Annotated in this window: 12 protein-coding genes; all 12 read left to right on the top strand. The window is 46.8% G+C overall.

The annotated features are described in order from the left end of the window. Positions 1-3: 3 nt before the first annotated feature. The 12 genes from B0I21_RS16800 to pdxA all read left to right on the top strand — a co-directional run bounded on the left by B0I21_RS16800 (position 4) and on the right by pdxA (position 20,478). Positions 4-1,614, top strand: a complete 1,611-nt coding sequence (locus B0I21_RS16800) for a polysaccharide lyase (protein ID WP_166637887.1) — start codon at positions 4-6, stop codon at positions 1,612-1,614. A 361-nt stretch (positions 1,615-1,975) separates the two neighbouring features. After that, complete coding sequence (locus B0I21_RS16795) at positions 1,976-5,065, top strand: DUF6298 domain-containing protein (RefSeq protein WP_208292375.1); 3,090 nt, start codon at positions 1,976-1,978, stop codon at positions 5,063-5,065. Positions 5,066-5,067: 2 nt separating this feature from the next. Further along, positions 5,068-6,468 (top strand): glycoside hydrolase family 140 protein, encoded by a 1,401-nt coding sequence (locus B0I21_RS16790; protein ID WP_133641638.1) that lies wholly within the window; start codon positions 5,068-5,070, stop codon positions 6,466-6,468. Then, complete coding sequence (locus B0I21_RS16785; RefSeq protein WP_133641637.1) at positions 6,468-7,388, top strand: glycoside hydrolase family 43 protein; 921 nt, start codon at positions 6,468-6,470, stop codon at positions 7,386-7,388. The genes B0I21_RS16790 and B0I21_RS16785 overlap by 1 nt, the downstream gene beginning before the upstream one ends. Positions 7,389-7,390: 2 nt before the next feature. Beyond that, positions 7,391-9,214, top strand: coding sequence for a sialidase family protein (locus tag B0I21_RS16780; RefSeq protein WP_133641636.1), 1,824 nt, complete (start codon positions 7,391-7,393; stop codon positions 9,212-9,214). Further along, entirely contained in the window at positions 9,214-10,647 is a 1,434-nt protein-coding gene (locus B0I21_RS16775) for a sialate O-acetylesterase (RefSeq protein WP_243836202.1), read from the top strand. The genes B0I21_RS16780 and B0I21_RS16775 overlap by 1 nt, the downstream gene beginning before the upstream one ends. Before the next feature lie 12 nt (positions 10,648-10,659). After that, complete coding sequence (locus tag B0I21_RS16770) at positions 10,660-13,428, top strand: glycoside hydrolase family 2 protein (protein WP_133641635.1); 2,769 nt, start codon at positions 10,660-10,662, stop codon at positions 13,426-13,428. 12 nt (positions 13,429-13,440) lie between these two features. Continuing rightward, positions 13,441-16,185 carry an alpha-L-rhamnosidase gene (locus B0I21_RS16765; protein ID WP_166637886.1) on the top strand — a complete coding sequence of 915 codons (2,745 nt, stop codon included), beginning with the start codon at positions 13,441-13,443 and terminating at the stop codon, positions 16,183-16,185. A 7-nt stretch (positions 16,186-16,192) separates the two neighbouring features. Beyond that, positions 16,193-17,344, top strand: a complete 1,152-nt coding sequence (locus B0I21_RS16760; protein ID WP_243836200.1) for a sialidase family protein — start codon at positions 16,193-16,195, stop codon at positions 17,342-17,344. Between the two features lie 21 nt (positions 17,345-17,365). Further along, complete coding sequence (locus tag B0I21_RS16755; protein WP_133641634.1) at positions 17,366-18,517, top strand: iron-containing alcohol dehydrogenase; 1,152 nt, start codon at positions 17,366-17,368, stop codon at positions 18,515-18,517. 13 nt (positions 18,518-18,530) lie between these two features. Beyond that, entirely contained in the window at positions 18,531-19,457 is a 927-nt protein-coding gene (locus tag B0I21_RS16750) for a dihydrodipicolinate synthase family protein (RefSeq protein ID WP_243836198.1), read from the top strand. Beyond that, positions 19,450-20,478 (top strand): 4-hydroxythreonine-4-phosphate dehydrogenase PdxA, encoded by a 1,029-nt coding sequence (gene pdxA / locus B0I21_RS16745; protein ID WP_133641632.1) that lies wholly within the window; start codon positions 19,450-19,452, stop codon positions 20,476-20,478. The genes B0I21_RS16750 and pdxA overlap by 8 nt, the downstream gene beginning before the upstream one ends.

The raw sequence follows: 20,478 nt of genomic DNA, 5'->3' as shown, positions 1-20,478 counted from the left end.
ACAATGCAGATCACGTTTAAAACCGGCATGCTGGCTTTGGTCTTTGCACTGCCCCACTTAGCAAACGCACAATATCCTGTCGTCCCTGATTCGTTAAAGGCAGTGGCTGCACGTCGCGAGCAGTTAGAGCAGCTGCGTGCCGACAAGGCTTGGGAGGAAGCGCAGAAGGTTATGAAGCAAGAAGGGAAACCTTTTATTCCAAATGCGGCAGAACCAAAAGATTTGCCGCAGGCTAAAATTTTGGCTTTCCCGGGGGCAGAAGGTGGCGGAGCCTACACCGCTGGTGGTCGAGGTGGTCGAGTTATGGTAGTGACTAGCCTTGCCGATAGTGGACCGGGGACATTGCGCGAAGCTTGCGAAAGTGGTGGAGCTAGGATCGTCGTTTTTAATATAGCAGGTATTATACAGCTGGAAAACCCAATTACGATCAGAGCACCTTACATCACGATCGCCGGCCAAACCGCGCCAGGCGATGGCGTATGCGTCGCCGGTGAATCCTTTTTGATCGATACGCATGATGTGATTGTGCGCTTTATGCGTTTTCGCCGAGGGACGACAGAGGTGACGCGGCGCGATGACGCGCTCGGCGGCAATGGCGTAGGCAACATCATCATCGACCATGTATCTGCCAGTTGGGGGCTTGACGAGAATATGTCTATGTATCGACATGTGTATGATCGTGAAGGTAAAAATCTAAAATTGCCAACCGTAAATATTACTATCCAGAATTCTATTTTTTCGGAAGCATTAGATACCTATAATCACTCTTTTGGTAGTACAATCGGCGGATTAAACAGCACCTTCATGCGCAATCTTTGGGCGTCAAACATCAGCCGAAACCCTTCGGTAGGGATGTACGGCGACTTTGGCTTTGTTAACAATGTGGTGTGGAACTGGTGGAATCGTACAGCAGACGGTGGAGACCACCGCTCGTTCTACAATTTTATCAATAATTACTATAAACCGGGACCTATAACACCGCAGGGGCAGCCGATTTCCTATCGCATACTGAAGCCAGAATCCGGACGCGACAAAGAGTTTGCTAATACCTTCGGTAAAGCATATGTACATGGCAATGTGATTGAAGGAAACGAGAAAGTAACGAAAGATAATTGGGATGGCGGGGTACAACCCGATGCGGATGCTTCCGTGTTGTCGAAAATTCGGGTAAACAATCCTTTTCCGCTTGCTGCATTTGGTAAAATTATGTCTGCCCAAGAATCGTATACCTATGTACTGGCCAATGTCGGTGCAATTTTGCCAAAGCGGGATGCTGTGGATGAACGTATTGTAAAGCAGGTAAAAACTGGGAAAGTGTTTTACAAAGAATCTAAGGATGCGATCGAACCATCGCCTTATGTGAAGCGTCGACTCCCGGCAGACTCATACAAGCAAGGCATCATCACGGATGTAAGGCAGGTCGGTGGCTATCCTGTTTATAAAGGAAAGCCCTATAAGGACTCGGATAACGACGGCCTACCAGATGATTATGAACGGAAAATCGGATTGAATCCACACGACCCCAAAGATGCAGCGCTAATTAGTGATAATGGCTATGCTCATATTGAAAATTATCTAAATAGTGTGGTTCCATTAAAGCAGGTTAAACCTTAACAAATTCGTTAAATTATTGAAACGGGGCTTATCGCAAATGTGATTTAGCCCTTTTTTATTGACTTAGCTAAGGAAATAGGCGAATGCTTTGTACGATACTATTATGCCTATTGGCAATTTTACTCAATTTCGCGTGTTCAACGGCTAAAATGATACAATAGCTAGAAAAAATAATACAACCATGAACATCCCTTTTTAGCTATGTTTGTAATAGCAATAAAGACAGATCATCCCTGTTTCTTTTATTTAAATAGAGAAATATCTAGTTGAGTAACTTCTTTATTTTTAGCTTTATAAGCCTTATTAATTCGCTTTTACGTTGGGAAAACTTTTTGTATATAGTAGTTTGTGTGTTAGAAAATTGGTTTCCATTTTTCTGGTTGTTTTCGGCGCATGTCTTGTAGGATATGCGCAGAAGCAGCTCTCGCCCATAAGCCTGCAAAAAGATAACACCCTCCTCTATACGGCTGATGAGCAGGGAAATCGTATTCCCGACTTTTCCTACGCGGGCTATGCGGGCGGCGATGACGCCATTCCATTTGTCAAAGCTAAAGTTCTCGTGCCTGTAAAGGATGGCGATGCAACAGCACGCATCCAACGCGCGATTGATTATGTATCGCAGCTTCCTGTTGATAAGGATGGTTTTCGTGGCGCTGTGCTGCTGGAGGCGGGTACTTATCAAATCATGGGTTCCCTGACCCTGCATAGCAATGGCGTCGTGTTGCGCGGAGCAGGCTTTGCTGACAAAGGAACCACACTTTTTGGAGCGGGCACTTCTCGCGAAACGTTCGTTCGAATAGTAGGCAAGGACGATCGTCAGTATACGCTAAATCAAGAAATTACAGATCAATATGTTCCCGTCAATGCCATGACCTTCACCGTGGCCGATGCAGCGGGCTATAAAGTAGGTGACGCGATCGAAATAACGCGACCTTCTACCCAAAGTTGGATAGAGGCGCTGCGTACGGATCATTTCGGTGGAGGAATCACCTCTCTGGGCTGGAAACCCGGGCAGCGCGATATCGTTTGGCATCGCCAGATCAAAGCAATTACGGGCAATAAAATAGTTATCGATGCGCCTATTACCACGGCGCTTGACAAAGCCTTTGGTGCATCCAACATTCGTCAATGCTCCTGGTCGGGCAGGATCGCGCAAGTAGGTATAGAGAACATGAACCTTACTTCAGCTTTTGATGCAGCCAACCCCAAAGATGAGGATCACCGCTGGATGGGTATCAGCGTGGAAAACGCGACCAACGTGTGGGTGCGTTGCATACAGTTCAAGCATTTTGCTGGATCAGCGGTTTATGCGTTGCCGACGGCCAGTAAGGTCACCGTGCAAGACTGTTTGTCCCTCGCCCCCGTTTCGGAGATTGGCGGACAACGCCGGTACACCTTTTATACCAAGGGTCAGCAAACATTATTTCAACGGCTCTATGCCGAAAAGGGCTATCATGATTTCGCCGTGGGTTACCTTGCCGCAGGGCCAAACGCATTTGTGCAATGTCAGGCTGTGGAGCCCTATAGCTTTAGCGGTGCTGTCGATAGCTGGGCATCAGGAATTCTCTATGATGTCATCGATATTGATGCACAAGCGCTTAGTCTCAAAAACCGTGGCCAAGATGGACAAGGCGCAGGCTGGTCTGCCGCAAATAGCGTCTTCTGGCAAATTAGCGCCGCATTGGTGGAATGTTATCAGCCGCCAACAGCGCAAAATTGGGCTTTCGGCGTGTGGGCGCAGTTTCAGGGCGATGGATTTTGGGATCAATCAAATGAACATATTAAACCGAGAAGCCTGTACTATGCGCAGTTGCAAGAACGTATAGGCGCCAAAGCAAAAGACAGAACCGTGTTGCTTCCCGTTCTTAGTGAAGCGTCGAGCAGTCCGTCGGTTGATGTGGCAATGGAATTAACCCAGCAAGCTACACAGCCGATATTGCCGTTGAAGGACTTTATCGCGCAAGCTTCCAAACGGGAAGACTTTGCTGACAATTTGAAGGGAATAAAGACGGTAGATCAGCTTCCTATGGTCAAAAAAGTTGCTCCAGCAATGGCACCGGATATGAAGCTTGCCCAAGGTTGGCTGGTTCGTGGCGACGCAGTGCTGGTTGGAAAAAAATCCGATATTCAATGGTGGAACGGCAGTGCCCGCCCACATGGTGTTGAAAAGGCGAAAGCCCATATCACCCGCTTTGTGCCGGGCGAAGAGGGCTTGGGCCTGACAGACAACCTGCTTGCCACTGCAGACAGCATGCTGGCTACACATACACTAAGTATAGATCATAATTACGGACTTTGGTACGATCGTCGCCGTGACGATCATGAGCGAATCCGCCGTATGGACGGCGAAGTTTGGCCGCCATTTTACGAGTTGCCGTTTGCACGAAGTGGACAGGGGCAAGCATATGATGGATTGTCAAAATACGACCTGACGAAATACAATCAGTTTTATTGGGGCCGACTAAAGCAGTTTGCAGATATTGCCGATCAAAAAGGGTTGGTACTGATTCATCAAAATTATTTTCAGCACAATATTATTGAAGCTGGTGCGCACTATGCCGATTTTCCGTGGCGTACGGCAAATAATATTAATGAGGTAGGCTTTCCAGAGCCGGTGCCGTATGCGGGTGATAAGCGCATCTTTATGGCCGAGCAGTTTTACGATGTGGCACATCCGCAGCGTCGTGCCTTGCACCGAGCCTACATCCGTCAATGTCTTGATAATTTTAAAGATAATACCGGCGTGATCCAGATGATCAGTGCAGAATATACCGGGCCGCTACATTTCGTCCAATTCTGGATCGATGTGATTAAAGAATGGAAAAACGAGACGGGCAAAACACCGCTTATCGCACTCAGTGCGACCAAAGATGTGCAAGATGCTATTTTAGCAGATCCAGAACGTGCGAAGGAAATTCAGATTATCGATATCCGTTACTGGCATTACCAAGCGGATGGGTCAGCTTATGCGCCGAAAGGTGGGCAAAACTTGGCTCCTCGTCAGCACGCGCGCTTGCTGAAGCCGAAAAAGACATCGGCTGAGCAAGTGTATCGCGCAGTAGCCGAATACCGCGCTAAATATCCGGAAAAAGCCGTCTTATACCATGGTGACAATTACCCGGATATGGCTTGGGCGATCTTCATGGCCGGCGGATCCATGGCCAACCTTCCTGCCGTAAACAATCCTGATTTCTACAAGGCGGCGTCAGGTATGAAAGCTGCTATCGAAAACAAGGTCTGGGTGCTTAAAAGTGCCACCGGAGCTATCGTCTACAATAATGAAGCGGGTGCGACCTTAGATTTTTCTAACCTAAAAGGTAACTACAACGTAGTCCACATCAGTCCGAAAACTGGAGAGATACTCCATACCGAGCCGTTAAAGGTGAGCAAAAGCACGACACTAAAAAATTATAAAAACACTGCAGAGATTCTCTGGATCACAAAAAAATAAGCATGACGATTAGCAAAAAACTGTTACCTATTCTTTTGGCGGGAGCTTTATTTTCCTGCACGTCTGAGCAAGACAAACAGGAAATCGATGTACTGAAGGTTTCTGAAAACGGCCGCTACCTTACTACAGCGAATGGCGATCCGTTCTTTTGGTTGGGCGATACGGGTTGGCTGTTATTCAATAAGCTCGATCGTGATGAAGCGGACACCTATCTCGAAGATCGTAAAAATAAAGGGTTTAACGTTATCCAGGCCATGGTTTTGCATACCGTGCCTTCGGTAAATGTATATGGCGATTCGTCTATTGTGAACAAGGATATTGCTCGCCCTTTCGTTACGGATGGTAATAACCCCGACAACGCAGAAGAATATGATTATTGGGATCATATAGACTACATCATCGACAAAGCGGCCGAAAAAGGGTTGTACATGGCGCTCGTTCCTGTTTGGGGCTCGCCCGTGAAAGATGGAAAGGTTTCTGTTGAGCAGGCGAAAGTATACGCGCGTTTTTTAGCCGAACGCTGGAAAGAGAAAAAGAACATCATTTGGTTAAACGGTGGTGATATAAAAGGATCCGATTCGATAGCCGTATGGCAAGAAATCGGGAAAACGATAAAATCCATCGATCCTGAACACTTGATGACTTTTCACCCGCGCGGACGCACAGCATCCTCAGACTGGTTTCATGATGAATCTTGGTTAGACTTCAATATGGTACAATCAGGGCACAGACGCTACGATCAAGACACGTCTAAGAACGAGGATAAGCACTACGGTGAAGACAATTGGAAGTTTATGGCTGCAGACTGGAAACGTACGCCTATTAAACCAACGATCGATGGCGAGCCATCCTACGAAGGTATTCCACAAGGTCTCCATGATATTAAAGAACCACGTTGGACAGCTGCGGATGTTCGTCGCTACGGATATTGGTCCGTCTTTTCAGGAGCCTTTGGGTACACCTACGGGCAAAACTCAGTCATGCAGATGCATTCCCAGTCTGACACGTCTACGGCATACGGTTCTAAAGAATTGTGGACTGCGGCTTTGCAAGCTCCAGGGGCTACGCAAATGAAATACATCAAAGACCTGATGCTCTCTCGTGGCGACTACTTCGACCGCGTGCCTGACCAAAGCATCGTGGCTGATAATGGCGAGAAGTATAACCAACTGTTAGCAACACGGACGGAAAAATATGCTTTTATCTATACCTACAACGGTCGCGAGATGAAAATCAATATGGGTAAGATTCAAGGCGATAAAGTAGAGGCATCCTGGTTTAATCCACGCACTGGAGAAACGAAGAAAATCGGCGAGTTTGATAACAGCGGCGTGCAAAGCTTTCAGCCTGAAGGCGGAACGAAAGACGGCAACGACTGGGTGCTGATATTAGATAGTATATAATGAAATTAGTTATTAAGGTTTTAGTTTTTGTGTTAGTAACATCCCTCTTGGCATCCTGCCAAAGGGATGTTTACCTGTTTACATCGTTTCGTGAGCCCGCAAATGAAGGTCTTCGTTACCTGTACAGTACAGACGCCTATCATTGGAAAGAGATACCGGGTGTCTACCTAAAACCGACATTGGGATCGCAAAAGATTATGCGCGACCCGTCTATGCTGCGCGATAAGAATGGTTGGTACCATCTTGTGTGGACCATCGCCTGGAAGGGCGATCAAGGTATCGGCTATGCCCGATCGAAAGATTTGATCCATTGGGAGCAGGAAAAAATTATTCCGGTGATGGCGCATGAGCCGACCACGGTGAACGTATGGGCGCCCGAACTTTTCTATGATGAAGACGAAGATCGCTTTGTCATCATTTGGGCTTCGACCATTCCACATCGATTTCCGAAAGATGCAGAGGCAGAAGACAACAACCAACGGATGTATTACACCACAACGAAGGACTTCGATACCTTCACGCCAACGAAGCTCTTCGCCGATCCGGGTTTCAGCATCATTGATGCGGTGATCGTAAAAAAAGAGAAGGATAATTACGTATTGGTACTGAAGGACAACAGTCGCCCGAACAGAAACCTGAAAGTCGCCTTTGCGGATAATCCACTAGGCCCGTTTACGGATGTTTCCGCGCCGTTTTCAGACTACCTGACAGAAGGCCCGAGTGTGGTAAAAGTCGGGAACGAATGGCTGATCTATTTCGACTCGTATGGTAGTAAAAGCTATGAAGCCGTGGCGACAAAAGATTTTAAACATTTTGAAAAGGTAAACCATAAAATAGGCGTGCCTGAAGGACATAAACACGGAACTATTTTTAAAGCCTCGCAAAGGGATTTAAAAAGGTTGTTAAAAGGAAAGGAATAACGATGAAATTGAAAATAGTAGGGTTGGTTATGCTGTGCGCTTCATCCTATGCCATGGCTCAAGATACAGTAAAATATGTCGGCGAAACATTGTCTAACGTAGATTATCACCACGGACAGCTGACGCCTGCTGTTGGCACGCACAATATCCAAGTGTTTCGTGCAAATCGAGAGTTTCCTGATTTAGCTGGCGGACATGGGTTTACCTACAATCACCAACCGTTCTTAGCCTATTGGAACAACAGTTATTATTTACAGTTTTTAAGCAACCCTATAGGTGAGCATATTGCAGAAGGAAAAACGCTGCTCTTAAGCTCAAAAGATGGCTATTCTTGGTCCAAGCCGCAGGAGCTTTTTCCGCCCTATCTTGTTCCGGAGGGTTTCACCAAACCTGGACGAGATGATAAAGCTGGGAAAGATTTGTATGCCATCATGCACCAGCGTATGGGCTTCTACACCGCTACAAACGGGAAGCTATTGACCATTGGGTACTACGGCGTGGCTTTAGATGCTAAAGATGACCCGAATGATGGGAATGGTATTGGCCGCGTCGTGCGTGAAATTAATAAAGACGGCTCGTTTGGGCCGATCTATTTTATCCGTTTTAATAGTTCTTTCAATCAAAAGCTGGCAAAATATCCCTTCTATACCAAGAGCAAGGATAAAGCATTTGTAGCAGCTTGCAAAGAGCTTATGGAAAAACCGCTGATGATGCAACAGTGGGTGGAAGAAGCCGATCGCAATGATCCGCTAGTGCCTTATAACCGGCCTATAAAAGCATTTGCTTACTACCATTTACCTGACGGTCGTGTCGCAGGCTTTTGGAAACACGCCTTGACATCGATCAGCAATGACAACGGAAAGAGCTGGGCCTATACGCCATTACGGGCGCCCGGATTCGTCAATAGCAATGCCAAAATCTGGGGGCAAAAAACAGCTGATAATCGTTATGCTACCGTGTATAATCCCTCCGAATTTCGGTGGCCCTTAGCGGTGTCTACCAGCGATGATGGCTTGCGATATACAGACTTACTTTTGGTGAATGGTGAAATTAGCACCATGCGCTATGGCGGTAACTACAAATCGTACGGACCACAATATGTACGTGGGATTCAGGAAGGAAATGGTACGCCGCCAAGTTCGGATATGTGGCTAACCTACAGCATGAATAAGGAAGATATGTGGGTCGCTAAAGTTCCTGTGCCTGTCCTTTCTACTGTTCAAGGCGTGGTCATGGACGATTTTAACAAAGATGCGGCGGCAGCTTACAAAAAATGGAACATTTACAGTCCGTTGTGGGCGACTGCGAAAATAGAGGGAAATGCGCTCGTGTTGCGCGATAAAGACCCTTATGATTATGCAAAAGCAGATCGCGTTATAGCGTCCGCAAAGAAGGCCAACATCGAATTTAAGGTGTCACCAAAACAGACCGATCGTGGTATGCTCGAAATTGAGCTAACCGACGATAAGGGGCAGGCGGCTTGTCGCCTGATCTTTGACAAGGATGGACAGATTAAAAATAAAGCGGGCTATAGAAATGCCGGCGTACAGGCCTATAAAGCCGAGGAAGTATATGACATTCGCCTCGTGGTCGATGTCACTACACGTTCTTTCCAACTATGGATTAACGGGGTAGATAAGGGCACAAGACTATTTTTCCAACCGGTGGCGAACATCAGCAAAGTATCTTTCCGCACCGGCGAAGTACGGCGTTATCCCGATGCAGATACGCCGACAGATCAAGATTTTGATGTGAAAGATGCAGGAAAAGCCGTGAATGAAGCAGCCTATGCTATTTTATCGCTGGCTGCAGAAAAATTGAACTAATGAAAGGACTAGCAGCTGCGATCGTTATGGTATGCCTGTGGTTTTCAACGCAGGCTTCTATCGTGCTTCCGAATATTTTCGCGCATCATATGGTGCTGCAACAAAAGCAACCCGTCGCCATCTTCGGGATGGCGAAGCCGGGAGAAGAGGTGCAGGTTCGTTTTAACGGTCAAACCAAGAAAGATCGTGCCGATGCCCAAGGGAAATGGCAAGTGCTGCTTTCACCCATGCGTGCGAATGCAAAGGGACAAACCTTGGAAATTCGAGGTGAAAATACCATCCTTTTAAACGATGTGTTGATTGGCGAAGTATGGCTCTGTTCCGGACAGTCTAACATGGAGTTCCAAATGCGCAAATTAGCGAAAATAGCGGCAGCAGATCAGGGAGGTGATTTTCCAAAGGATGCTGTCAAAGAGGCTAGTAACCCCAACATCCGTCTGTTCTTGGTGCGGCGTAAGTTTTTAGACAAGCCAGATAGCACCTATGCCGGCTGGAGCATCGCGCAAGATTCCGCCTTGAGACAATTTTCCGCACCGGGATATTTCTTCGCTAAAACGTTGCAGGAAAAGTTGGGTGTTCCCGTTGGCATTATTTCTTCCGCCGTAAGCGGAAGCCGTATCGAACCTTGGATTGCAGCAGAAGCCTTTCAAGAAGAACCGTATTTCAACGATAAGAAAGTCAGTGGCGACCCAGGAAAGTTTTTCGGTTCGATGATTGCGCCTTTGGCTCCATACACACTAAAAGGCGTACTGTGGTACCAAGGTGAGACGAATGTTTTTCTGAAAGAAAATATCGATTACACCTATAAGTTCAAAACCCTTATCCAAAGCTGGAGAAAGCAATGGAACAATAAAAAATTACCTTTCTACTTCACGCAAATAGCTCCGTTTGCCTATTCTGTCGATGAGAAGGGAGAGGAGCGTATGGCGCGTACGGTACTCCCGGAGTTTCGCGAAGCACAGGATATGTTGCTAAAACTTCCCCATACAGGCCGCATTGTGACCACAGACCTCGTAGACGATGTAAAAGATCTGCACCCGATTAATAAATGGGACGTAGGCAAACGCTTGGCCCTGCAAGCATTAAAGAAAACATATGGTGTACAGGTAGAGGCTGACGGTCCTACCCTGTCAAAAATACAGCACAAAGGCAATAAAGTGATTGTTCATTTCCAGCATGCCGACGGTTTACAAACTGCCGATGGAAAACCCATTACAGGTTTCGAGGTTGCAACAGCCGATGGGCAGTACGTTTCCGTGCCAGCACAGATTGTCGGTCGAACCGTACAAATCCAACAACAGACAAGTGCTGCCATAAAAAATGTACGATTCGCTTGGGATGAGGCAGCACAGCCCAATCTCGTGAATGCTGCGGGTATACCTGCATTGCCGTTTCGCACCGATAATCCATTTAAAAACATTAAACTCAATTAACGAATGCCGCACATGAAGTATTATGCCAACATGTTCCTGTTTACTTTGCTAGTTATCCTCACGGGCCAAACCATGGCCCAAGAGTCGATCAAGCAATACCTTTCCGGAAAGGGAAAAGATGACGGCATACTTTGGGATTTTAAGGTTTCTGAAGGCATGAAGTCGGGGGAATGGACCAAGATTCCGGTTCCATCGAACTGGGAGCTTCAAGGATTTGGGAAATACAACTATGGTTTTAATAAGGAGGCGGATAAAGGGAAAGAAGTGGGGAACTATAAGCACCGCTTTTTAGCCGATCGTGCCTGGAAAAATAAGCAAGTGAATCTGGTGTTTGAAGGGGTGATGACCGATGCGACGGTGAAGGTAAATGGAAAAGTAGTAGGCCCCATTCATCAAGGTGCTTTCTACACGTTTTCTTATGATATCTCCAAACATATGCATTGGGGGAAGGAAAACCTATTGGAAGTCGAGGTTGCGAAGCATTCTGCGAATAAATCCGTCAATGCGGCTGAGCGCGAAGGCGACTTCTGGGTCTTCGGTGGAATTTTCAGACCCGTATTTTTAGAGATTTTACCGCAAAACCATATCAAACGTCTGTCCGTTGATGCAAAAGCAAACGGCGCACTTCGTTTGAAAGTGCAGGCGAAGGGCAGCGCAGATGAAGTGGCGGTCACGTTGTATGATGCCGAGGGTAAGAAATTCGGTAAAACAATCCGTAAACCGCTAAGCGGTTCGGAAACCTGGCTGGAAGGAAACTTTGAAAAGCCAGCATTATGGTCTTCGGAGTTCCCGAACCTCTATCGTGCAGAAGTAACGCTCTATGGCAAAGGAAAAGAATTACACCGTGTGCATCAAAAAATCGGTTTCCGGACGGTAGAAGTTCGGCAACGAGACGGCGTATACATCAACGGGCAGAAGATAAAATTTAAAGGCGTTAACCGACACTCTTTCCACCCGGAATCTGGACGTACCACAAGCAAGCAGTTAAGTGTGCATGATGTACTTCTGATGAAGGAAATGAATATGAATGCCGTTCGCATGGCGCATTACCCACCAGATACCCATTTTCTGGAAGTCTGTGATTCGTTGGGTTTATACGTGATGAATGAATTAGGCGGATGGCATGGCCACTACGACACGCCGACGGGTAAAAAACTCTTGAAAGAGATGATAGCGGTTTCCGAAAACAATCCGTCCATCATCTTTTGGGCAAATGGAAATGAAGGCGGGCATAACGCGGAATTAGACAGTACCTTTTTCGAACAAGATATACAGCAACGTCCACTAATTTATCCTTGGGCGGTGTATGGCGGTTTTGAAACCACCCATTACCGGGAATACAATTATGGTATCGGTACGTATGACCACGGGCACAACATCGTCATGCCGACGGAATTCTTGCATGGCATGTTCGACGGGGGGCATGGTGCTGGTATCGAAGACTATTGGAAAGCCATGTGGGCAAACCCACTCTCAGCAGGTGGTTTCCTATGGGATTTTCAAGATCAGGGAATCGTCCGCACAGACAAAAACGGCATGCTGGACACCGATGGAAATCGTGGGGCAGATGGTATCGTTGGCCCCTATTACCAACGCGAGGGAAGCTTTTATACCATTAAAGAGGTATGGAGCCCGATTTTCGTCGAAAAACGCGAAATGACAGCTGCGTTTAACGGCGAGTTTACCATCGAAAACCGATATGCATTTACCAATACATCAGACTGTACGTTCAGCTATGAACTGCGTAAGTTCGACGGATCTACGGCCAATACGAAGACGGGTACTATTGCTGCTCCGAGCATTGCACCTTATGCCAAGGGCGTATTGAAAGTCGATCTGCCTAAAGATTGGTTTAGCTATGATGCGCTGTACGTTTCCGCGAAAGATGTATACGGGAAAGAGCTGTTTACCTGGAGCTTCCCGATCAGGTTACCTGCTAGCGTTGCGGCGACAAAAATAAAGCGTGAAGGGACCAAAGTAGACGCGCAGGAAACTGCTGATGCCTTTGTCGTGAAAGCTAACGGCATACAATACCGATTCAACAAAAAAGACGGCTTGCTGGCCGAAGTTTCCAATAGAAAAGGAATTATTCCTTTTAATAACGGGCCTGTATTACAAGAAGCCGTCAATAATTACAAATCGTTCACGATGCGTCAAGTGGCGGATACCGTTATTATCGAGTCTAAATTTGACAAGAAGGAAAGTTACAACACGCTGCAATGGTCCATCTATCCATCCGGCCAATTGAAGATGCATGTGCAGTATTTTCCTGAAAGCTACTTCACCCGTTTTGTGGGTGTCAACTTTGATCTTCCGGAAAAAGAAATGCTAGGCGTAGCATACATGGGCATGGGCCCTTATCGGGTATGGAAAAACCGGATGAAAGGCAATCGTTTTGGGATTTGGGAAAAAGCCTACAACGATGTCGCTACAGGCGAAGTGCCGTTCGAATATCCTGAATTTAAGGGCTACCACGCCAATATGTACTGGACGAAATTTAACCTGAAATCGCAGTCGTTTAGCGTGTTCACTGATAGGGAGGATGTATTCTTGCGCTTATATACGCCAAAGGAACAGCAAGATACCGAATGGAAGAATATGGAGCCTACATTCCCTACAGGCGATATTTCGTTTATGAACGGTATATCTGCTATCGGTACGAAAACCCAAAAGCCAGAAACAACCGGACCAATGGGCATGAAGCATGTGTATTATGATTTTGAGAAGGAACCCATAAGAGCCTTGCATATGCAATTGTATTTTGATTTTTCGGGCAAATAAACGATTGGACTGATGAAGATGAACGTGTTGTCATATAGTATAATCCTATTGCTCACTATCCTTTCGGGTAGCTTGCATGCTGCTACGCAGGTCGATGAACTACGCTGTGAGCTGCTTGTTAACCCACAAGGTATTGCTATACAGCAGCCGCGCCTTAGCTGGAAGATAAAGTCGAAAGAGCGTGGTGTACTCCAAACAGGTTACCATATACTCGTGGCCTCTTCCTTAGAAAATCTGAATAACAATATCGGCGATTTGTGGGATTCGGGGCACAGTGCATCTGCGAATAGCATTAGCGTTTATTATGCAGGGAAAGGTTTAGGATCTGGCACGGAGGCCTATTGGAAGGTCAAAATCTACAGCAACAAAGGCGAGTCTGCCTGGTCTGCTCCAGCTTCATGGAGCATGGGCTTACTGCACTACAAAGACTGGACAGGCCGCTGGATTGGTTTTGATGATTACCAGCAAACCGATGACAAAGCATCTGGAACGCTTTCCGCCCGCTATTTCAGAAAAGAATTTGCATTGCGCAAGCCCGTTAAGAAAGCGACAGCCTATATTATGGGGCTAGGCCTTTATGAGCTTTACCTGAATGGCAAAAAGGTAGGCGATCAAGTGCTTGCACCATCGCCGACCGATTATACTCAAAATATAAAGTACAACGTCTTGGATATGACGCCCTTTGTAAAACAGGGTGCGCATGCATTAGGCGTCATCTTAGGCAATGGCCGTTTTTATGCAATGCGCCAAGCGAAGCCTTATAAGGTAAAAAGCTTTGGTTTTCCTAAGCTACACATGCAGCTCATGGTGACCTACACAGACGGTACAACGGAGCTTATCAAAACAGATGATAGCTGGAAAGGAACGACAGATGGGCCTATCACCGCCAATAATGAATATGATGGAGAAAGCTACGATGCACGCAAAGAGATGCCGAATTGGGCAGCCGTTGGCTTTGACGACAAAAATTGGTTAAAGGCGGAGTATGTGCAGGAACCCGGAGGGCGCTACGAAGCGCAATTGAATGGCAACATGAAGGTGATGCAGGACATAGCGCCCGTATCTGTAACGAAGAAAGCTGCTGATAAATATATTGTAGATTTCGGGCAGAATTTTTCCGGATGGGTGAAAATGCGTGTACGTGGCACGCAGGGCACGGAAGTCAAGCTGCGTTTCGCTGAATCCCTTACCCCAGATGGCGAGCTGTTTACCACCAACCTGCGGGACGCCAAAGCAACCGATCTCTATATCTTGAAGGGAGGAGAGCAAGAGGAGTGGGAACCACGCTTTACCTACCATGGATTTCGGTATGTGGAAGTGGACGGCTATCCCGGCAACCTCCAGGCAGCAGACCTTGTCGGGCGATTTGTGTATGATGAAATGACCAACATCGGTACGTTTCATTCATCAAACGCGCTGTTAAACCAAATCCATAAGAATGCTTGGTGGGGCATTGCCTCCAATTACAAAGGCATACCTGTAGACTGTCCGCAACGCAACGAAAGGCAACCTTGGCTGGGCGATAGGCCTACCAGTGCCTACGGCGAAAGTTTTCTTTTCGACAATACCTTGCTCTACAGCAAGTGGTTAGAAGATATCCGTTTGTCGCAAAAAGAAGATGGTGCCATTCCTGATGTAGCGCCCGCTTTCTGGCGCTATTACAGCGATAACATCAGCTGGCCGGGTACCTATCTATTCATCGCCGATATGCTTTATCAGCAAACGGGTGATATCCGCGTGTTGGAAACGCATTATCCAGCCATGAAAAAATGGATGGAATATATGCATTTACGTTACACCGATAAAGACGGCATCTTAACAAAAGATAGTTATGGCGATTGGTGCTTTCCTCCGGCCAGCATCGAAGAAGGGCGTGGCAAAATCGCAGATAAGAAATACCCAAGTGCATTGATATCATCTGCCTTTTATTATCATTTGTTGCATACGATGCAACGCTTTAGCGTATTGACTGACCATGCGAAAGACAGTGTGATCTATGCCGATCAGGCACGTCAGCTTAAAAAAGATTTCAACAAACGCTTTTACAACGCACAAGGGTACTACGGTGCCAATACCTTAACAGATAATCTTTTAGCGATGTATTTCAACCTTGTCGAGGGCGAAAATAAGCAGCAGCTTGCCGCACGTATTGTAGACATCGTCGAAAAGGAAAACCAAGGGCACCTCAGTACTGGCGTTATAGGAACCCAATTTATCATGCGTACGTTGACCGAAATGGGGCGTGCCGACTTAGCCTACGGTATTGCAACAAAAACAACCTACCCGTCTTGGGGATACATGGTCGAGCATGGCGCGACGACCATTTGGGAATTGTGGAATGGTGATACGGCACATCCTAAAATGAATTCGCAGAACCATGTGATGATGTTGGGCGATCTGCTGGTCTGGTACTACGAAAACCTGGCCGGCATCAAAACGGAGACCAACGCATTTGAAACCATCCACATGAACCCTAGTTTCGGTTCGGGGCTCACGCATGTTGATGCAAGCTACCAAAGCCTGCGTGGGGAGATAAGATCTTCCTGGAGATTGGATAAACGACAAATGATTTGGAAGATCCGCATTCCGGCAAACAGTAAAGCTCGGGTGTTTATTCCGGCTTCGAACCCTACAACCATTAGCGAAAGTGGAAATAAGCTCGACAAAATGGAAGGTGTTAGGTATGTAGAAACACTGAAGGATAGGGTTTTGCTTGAAGTGGGCTCTGGCGAATATGAATTTAAGATAAGACGATAGAATATAGATGATGACAATCGATAAAAGAATAACGACGATGCTGTTTATGCTTGTGTCTTTCATGGCTACAGCACAGGAAAATGCGCTTTACAAATGGCGTCAAGGAATTATAACGGATGAATTCATCTATGATAAAGCGCCGTTTCCTTCCTGTCATTCCGCGACTCTCGCGGAGGCACAAAACGGACTGGTCTATGCGTTCTTTGGCGGTACACGTGAGCGTGATCCGGACGTAGAGATCTATGTATGCCGTTATGAAAACAACGCTTGGACGGCTCCCGCTTCCGTAGCGGATGGTGTGCAAGAAGATGGAAGCAGACTGCCTACATGGAATCCTGTGCTCTATCAAATCCCAGGTGGCGATTTACTTCTTTTCTACAAGATCGGTCCTAAGCCATCCGCTTGGTGGGGCATGTTGAAACGTTCTTCGGACGGAGGCAAAACCTGGTCAGCAGCGGAAAAACTACCAGAGGGCTATCTAGGGCCAATAAAAAATAAGCCTGTTTTACTTAGCAATGGCAACTTGATCGCTCCGACCAGTACCGAGGGAAACGGTTGGAATATCCATTTCGAAATCACCTCCGACTTTGGTAAGACTTGGCGGAAAGTGGGGCCTATTGCACGCGGCGAAGATGATCTCAATGCCATACAGCCTAGTGTGCTGGATCATGGCAATGGCAAACTCCAAATCTTGGCACGTAGCCGGAACTGGGCCATCGTAGAATCTTGGTCAGCAGATAACGGCGAAACCTGGTCGCCGCTTAAAAAAACGACGCTACCAAATAATAACTCAGGTACCGACGCCGTGACAATGAAAAACGGAACGCACGTGTTGGTATATAACCACGTGCTGCCACCGAAAGAGAACCCAAAAGGCGCACGTACACCACTGAATGTAGCCACGTCGAAGGATGGAAAAAATTGGGACGCCGTATTGATATTGGAAGATTCGCCAATCAGTCAATATTCCTACCCCGCTGTGATACAAACGCAGGATGGCATGCTTCATTTTGTCTACACCTGGCGCCGGCAAAAGATGAAGCATGTCGTTGTGGATCCCACTAAACTGAAAAAAAGAAAAATTAAAAATGGTATTTGGCCAGCGGTGAAGGGGTATAAGTTGCCCACATTAGAGACCTATAAAGCCGAAGAAGAATAATATAAAAGACGAAATAAACTTATGTCAGCGGAGCGTATATTAAAGATAAATTTTCCAGGAAAGCTCATTTTTGGAAACGGGGTGATTGGACAGCTAGCCGAAGATATTGTTGCGCAAGGCTGTAAAACCGTCATCATTATGACGATCAAACCCTTGCTTGGAGCGTTAGCAGATTTTTGCAATCATTTGAAAGAAAATGCTATCGAGATCGTGTTGGATACAACCATCGAGCAAGAACCATCATTTGCTGATTTTAACACTATTTTGCAGCAGTATAGTCCGATCAAAGCCGATATGGTTATTGGTATCGGGGGCGGCAGCGTGTTGGATGTGGCCAAGCTTGTTGCGGCACAGCTCAACAACAGCCAATCGCTGGAAGAAATCGTAGGAAACGGTTTGCTAAAAGGGAGAACAATCGGACTCATCTGTGCACCAACGACAGCAGGTACAGGCAGTGAAGTGTCGCCAAATGCGATCTTGGTGGATAATGAGAACCAAAAGAAAGGCATTATCAGTCCGTTCTTGGTTCCCGATGCGGTTTACGTAGATCCTTTACTGACCATAGGCGTACCCGCCGCTATTACTGCCGCAACAGGCCTTGACGCGTTAACACATTGTCTAGAGGCTTATACCAATAAATTTGCGCAGCCATTCATCGATATGTATGCTTTTGAAGGTATGCGCCTTATTGCAGCCAACTTGGTGGAAGCGGTGAAGAATGGCGCTAATGTACAGGCGCGTAGTGAAGTTGCTATGGGCAGTATGCTGGGCGGATTCTGTTTGGGCCCTGTGAATACGGCTGCCGTGCACGCTTTATCCTATCCATTAGGCAGTATGTTTCACCTTGCCCATGGACTATCTAATGCACTCTTGTTGCCTTATGTGATGGAGTACAATTATCCGGCAGCGCCGAAACGCTATGCCGATGTAGCGATAGCGCTCGGCTGTGAAAGACAGGCTACCGACGAGGAAACTGCGCAGGCAGGTATAACGAAAGTAAAAGAACTGATCAAAGCATGTGGCATTCCCGCACGTTTGCGCGATGTCAATATCCCACGGGAAGCCATTCCCCAGATGGCAGAGGATGCCCTGAAAATAACAAGACTACTAATCAATAATCCGCGAGAAGTCACTCTGCAGGATGCCATAACCCTATTTAATGCCGCCTATTAATATGAAACAAGAAATGAAGAGTAAAGAGACCATTGTCCCGGTCGTTGCACCGTTGAATGAAGACCTCAGTCTTGATCAAGACGCTGTGGCGCGCATATTTATGTATTTATATGCTAACGGAGCGACACCGTTTATTCTCGGAACAACGGGCGAATCCGCTTCCTTATCTACTTCCTTTAAGGAAGACTACCTGCGTGCAGCGGTAGCGAACAAACCCCAAGATAAAAAATTATATGTGGGCGTCTCCTCTAATATTCTGGAAGACTCGATCGCATTTGCCCAGTTGGCTTATAGCTTGGGTGTGGAAGATGTTGCGGCAACCCTGCCGACCTACTATAAGCTCTCCGAAGTGCAAATGGAAAAGTACTTCCTGGATTTGGCAGAAGCCATCCCCAATAACCTGATCATCTATAATATTCCGGCGACAACACATATGTCGATTCCACTCGATCTTTTGGATCGCTTGAGCTATCACCCAAAGATCGTAGCCATCAAAGATTCGGAGCGTAGTCTGGAACGATTGGACCAGTCGCTTCAACTGTGGAAAGACAGAACGGATTTTAAACATTATATGGGCTGGGCCGGTGCCAGTGCGTATTCCCTATTGCATGGTAGTGATGGTATCATACCCAGTTCCGGAAACTTCGCACCCGCAATTTATACCGAGATGTGTAACGCGGCGGAACAAGAAGACGCGGAGCGTGCGAATCTATTGCAGAAGCAATCGGATGAGCTAGGTGCCCTCTATCAAGCCAATAAATCCTTAGGGGAATCCCTATGGGCCTTGAAGGTGTTGATGAAGCAGTTGGGGCTGTGCGAGCCGTTTATGATGCCACCATTATATGCGTTGGCGATCGAAGAAGAACGCTCTCTTGTCGATGCCTTTAGAACCTTAATCACGAATGAAAATATTAAACTGAATTTAGTCAATCATGTATAAACCTATTATAGGAATCACGATGGGTGACCCGGCAAGTATCGGCCCCGAAATTGCTTTAAAAGCACTTTTAGATGCACGCGTTCGCGATATCTGCCGACCGATTTTAGTGGGTGATGCCGTCGTGTTTCAACAGATAGCCACGCAATTACATATTCCTTTAGAAATTCATGCGATCAGCGATGTTGCGGACGCTCTTTTCAACCCAAAGGCGGCAGACGTTTTTGATCTTAAAAATACGGATCTATCGAAAGTAACCTTTGGCGAAATTTCCGCAGAAGCTGGAAAAGCTTCTTTTGAGTCGGTAACCAAGGTCATCGAACTAGCCCTTGCCGGCACTATTGATGCGACGGTTACGGGCCCAATTAATAAAAAGTCAATTAACGAAGCTGGTCATCATTTTGCCGGACATACCGAGATCTACGCGCAGTATACGGGTACGAAGAAGTATGCGATGTTGCTTGTGGAAGATAATATGAAAGTGATCCACGTGTCTACGCACGTATCGCTGCGTCAAGCCTGCGATTTGGTGAAAAAAGATCGGATTCTCGAAGTAGTCGAGTTATTGCAACAAGGCTTGATAAGTTTGGGAGAGCAAAATCTGAAGATCGGTATTGCTGGCCTAAATCCGCACGCCGGAGACTCGGGCTTGTTTGGAACAGAAGATGATGAAGAAATATTACCAGCAGTGATAGCCGCACGCGAGAAAGGATACGATGTGGATGGTCCCGTTCCGGCAGACACCTTGTTTTCGAAAGCCGCTACCGGTCATTACGGTGGTATTGTCGCGATGTATCACGACCAGGGGCATATTCCGTTTAAACTCACCGGCTTTAAATGGAATGCGGAAAAAAAGCAAATGGATAGCGTAAAGGGTGTCAACATCACCATGGGGCTACCCATTATCCGTACCTCGGTAGATCACGGGACAGCGTTTGAGATTGCTGGAAAAGGTGTAGCCAGCGCAGACGCGATGATCTTAGCCATCGAATCAGCCGTACAACTAGCCGCTAATAAAAAGTAA

The sequence above is a fragment of the Sphingobacterium paludis genome, assembly GCF_004364125.1.
GTDB classification, from domain to species: domain Bacteria; phylum Bacteroidota; class Bacteroidia; order Sphingobacteriales; family Sphingobacteriaceae; genus Sphingobacterium; species Sphingobacterium paludis.
The sequence above is the reverse complement of the archived record's forward strand: the minus strand, read 5'-3'. Positions and strand labels throughout refer to the sequence as shown.

Coding starts and splice junctions, on each gene's coding strand:
- B0I21_RS16800 (WP_166637887.1), top strand. CDS start 4: ATGCAGATCACGTTTAAAACCGGCATGCTGGCTTTGGTCTTTGCACTG.
- B0I21_RS16790 (WP_133641638.1), top strand. CDS start 5,068: ATGACGATTAGCAAAAAACTGTTACCTATTCTTTTGGCGGGAGCTTTA.
- B0I21_RS16785 (WP_133641637.1), top strand. CDS start 6,468: ATGAAATTAGTTATTAAGGTTTTAGTTTTTGTGTTAGTAACATCCCTC.
- B0I21_RS16780 (WP_133641636.1), top strand. CDS start 7,391: ATGAAATTGAAAATAGTAGGGTTGGTTATGCTGTGCGCTTCATCCTAT.
- B0I21_RS16775 (WP_243836202.1), top strand. CDS start 9,214: ATGAAAGGACTAGCAGCTGCGATCGTTATGGTATGCCTGTGGTTTTCA.
- B0I21_RS16770 (WP_133641635.1), top strand. CDS start 10,660: ATGAAGTATTATGCCAACATGTTCCTGTTTACTTTGCTAGTTATCCTC.
- B0I21_RS16765 (WP_166637886.1), top strand. CDS start 13,441: ATGAAGATGAACGTGTTGTCATATAGTATAATCCTATTGCTCACTATC.
- B0I21_RS16760 (WP_243836200.1), top strand. CDS start 16,193: ATGATGACAATCGATAAAAGAATAACGACGATGCTGTTTATGCTTGTG.
- B0I21_RS16755 (WP_133641634.1), top strand. CDS start 17,366: ATGTCAGCGGAGCGTATATTAAAGATAAATTTTCCAGGAAAGCTCATT.
- B0I21_RS16750 (WP_243836198.1), top strand. CDS start 18,531: ATGAAGAGTAAAGAGACCATTGTCCCGGTCGTTGCACCGTTGAATGAA.
- pdxA (WP_133641632.1), top strand. CDS start 19,450: ATGTATAAACCTATTATAGGAATCACGATGGGTGACCCGGCAAGTATC.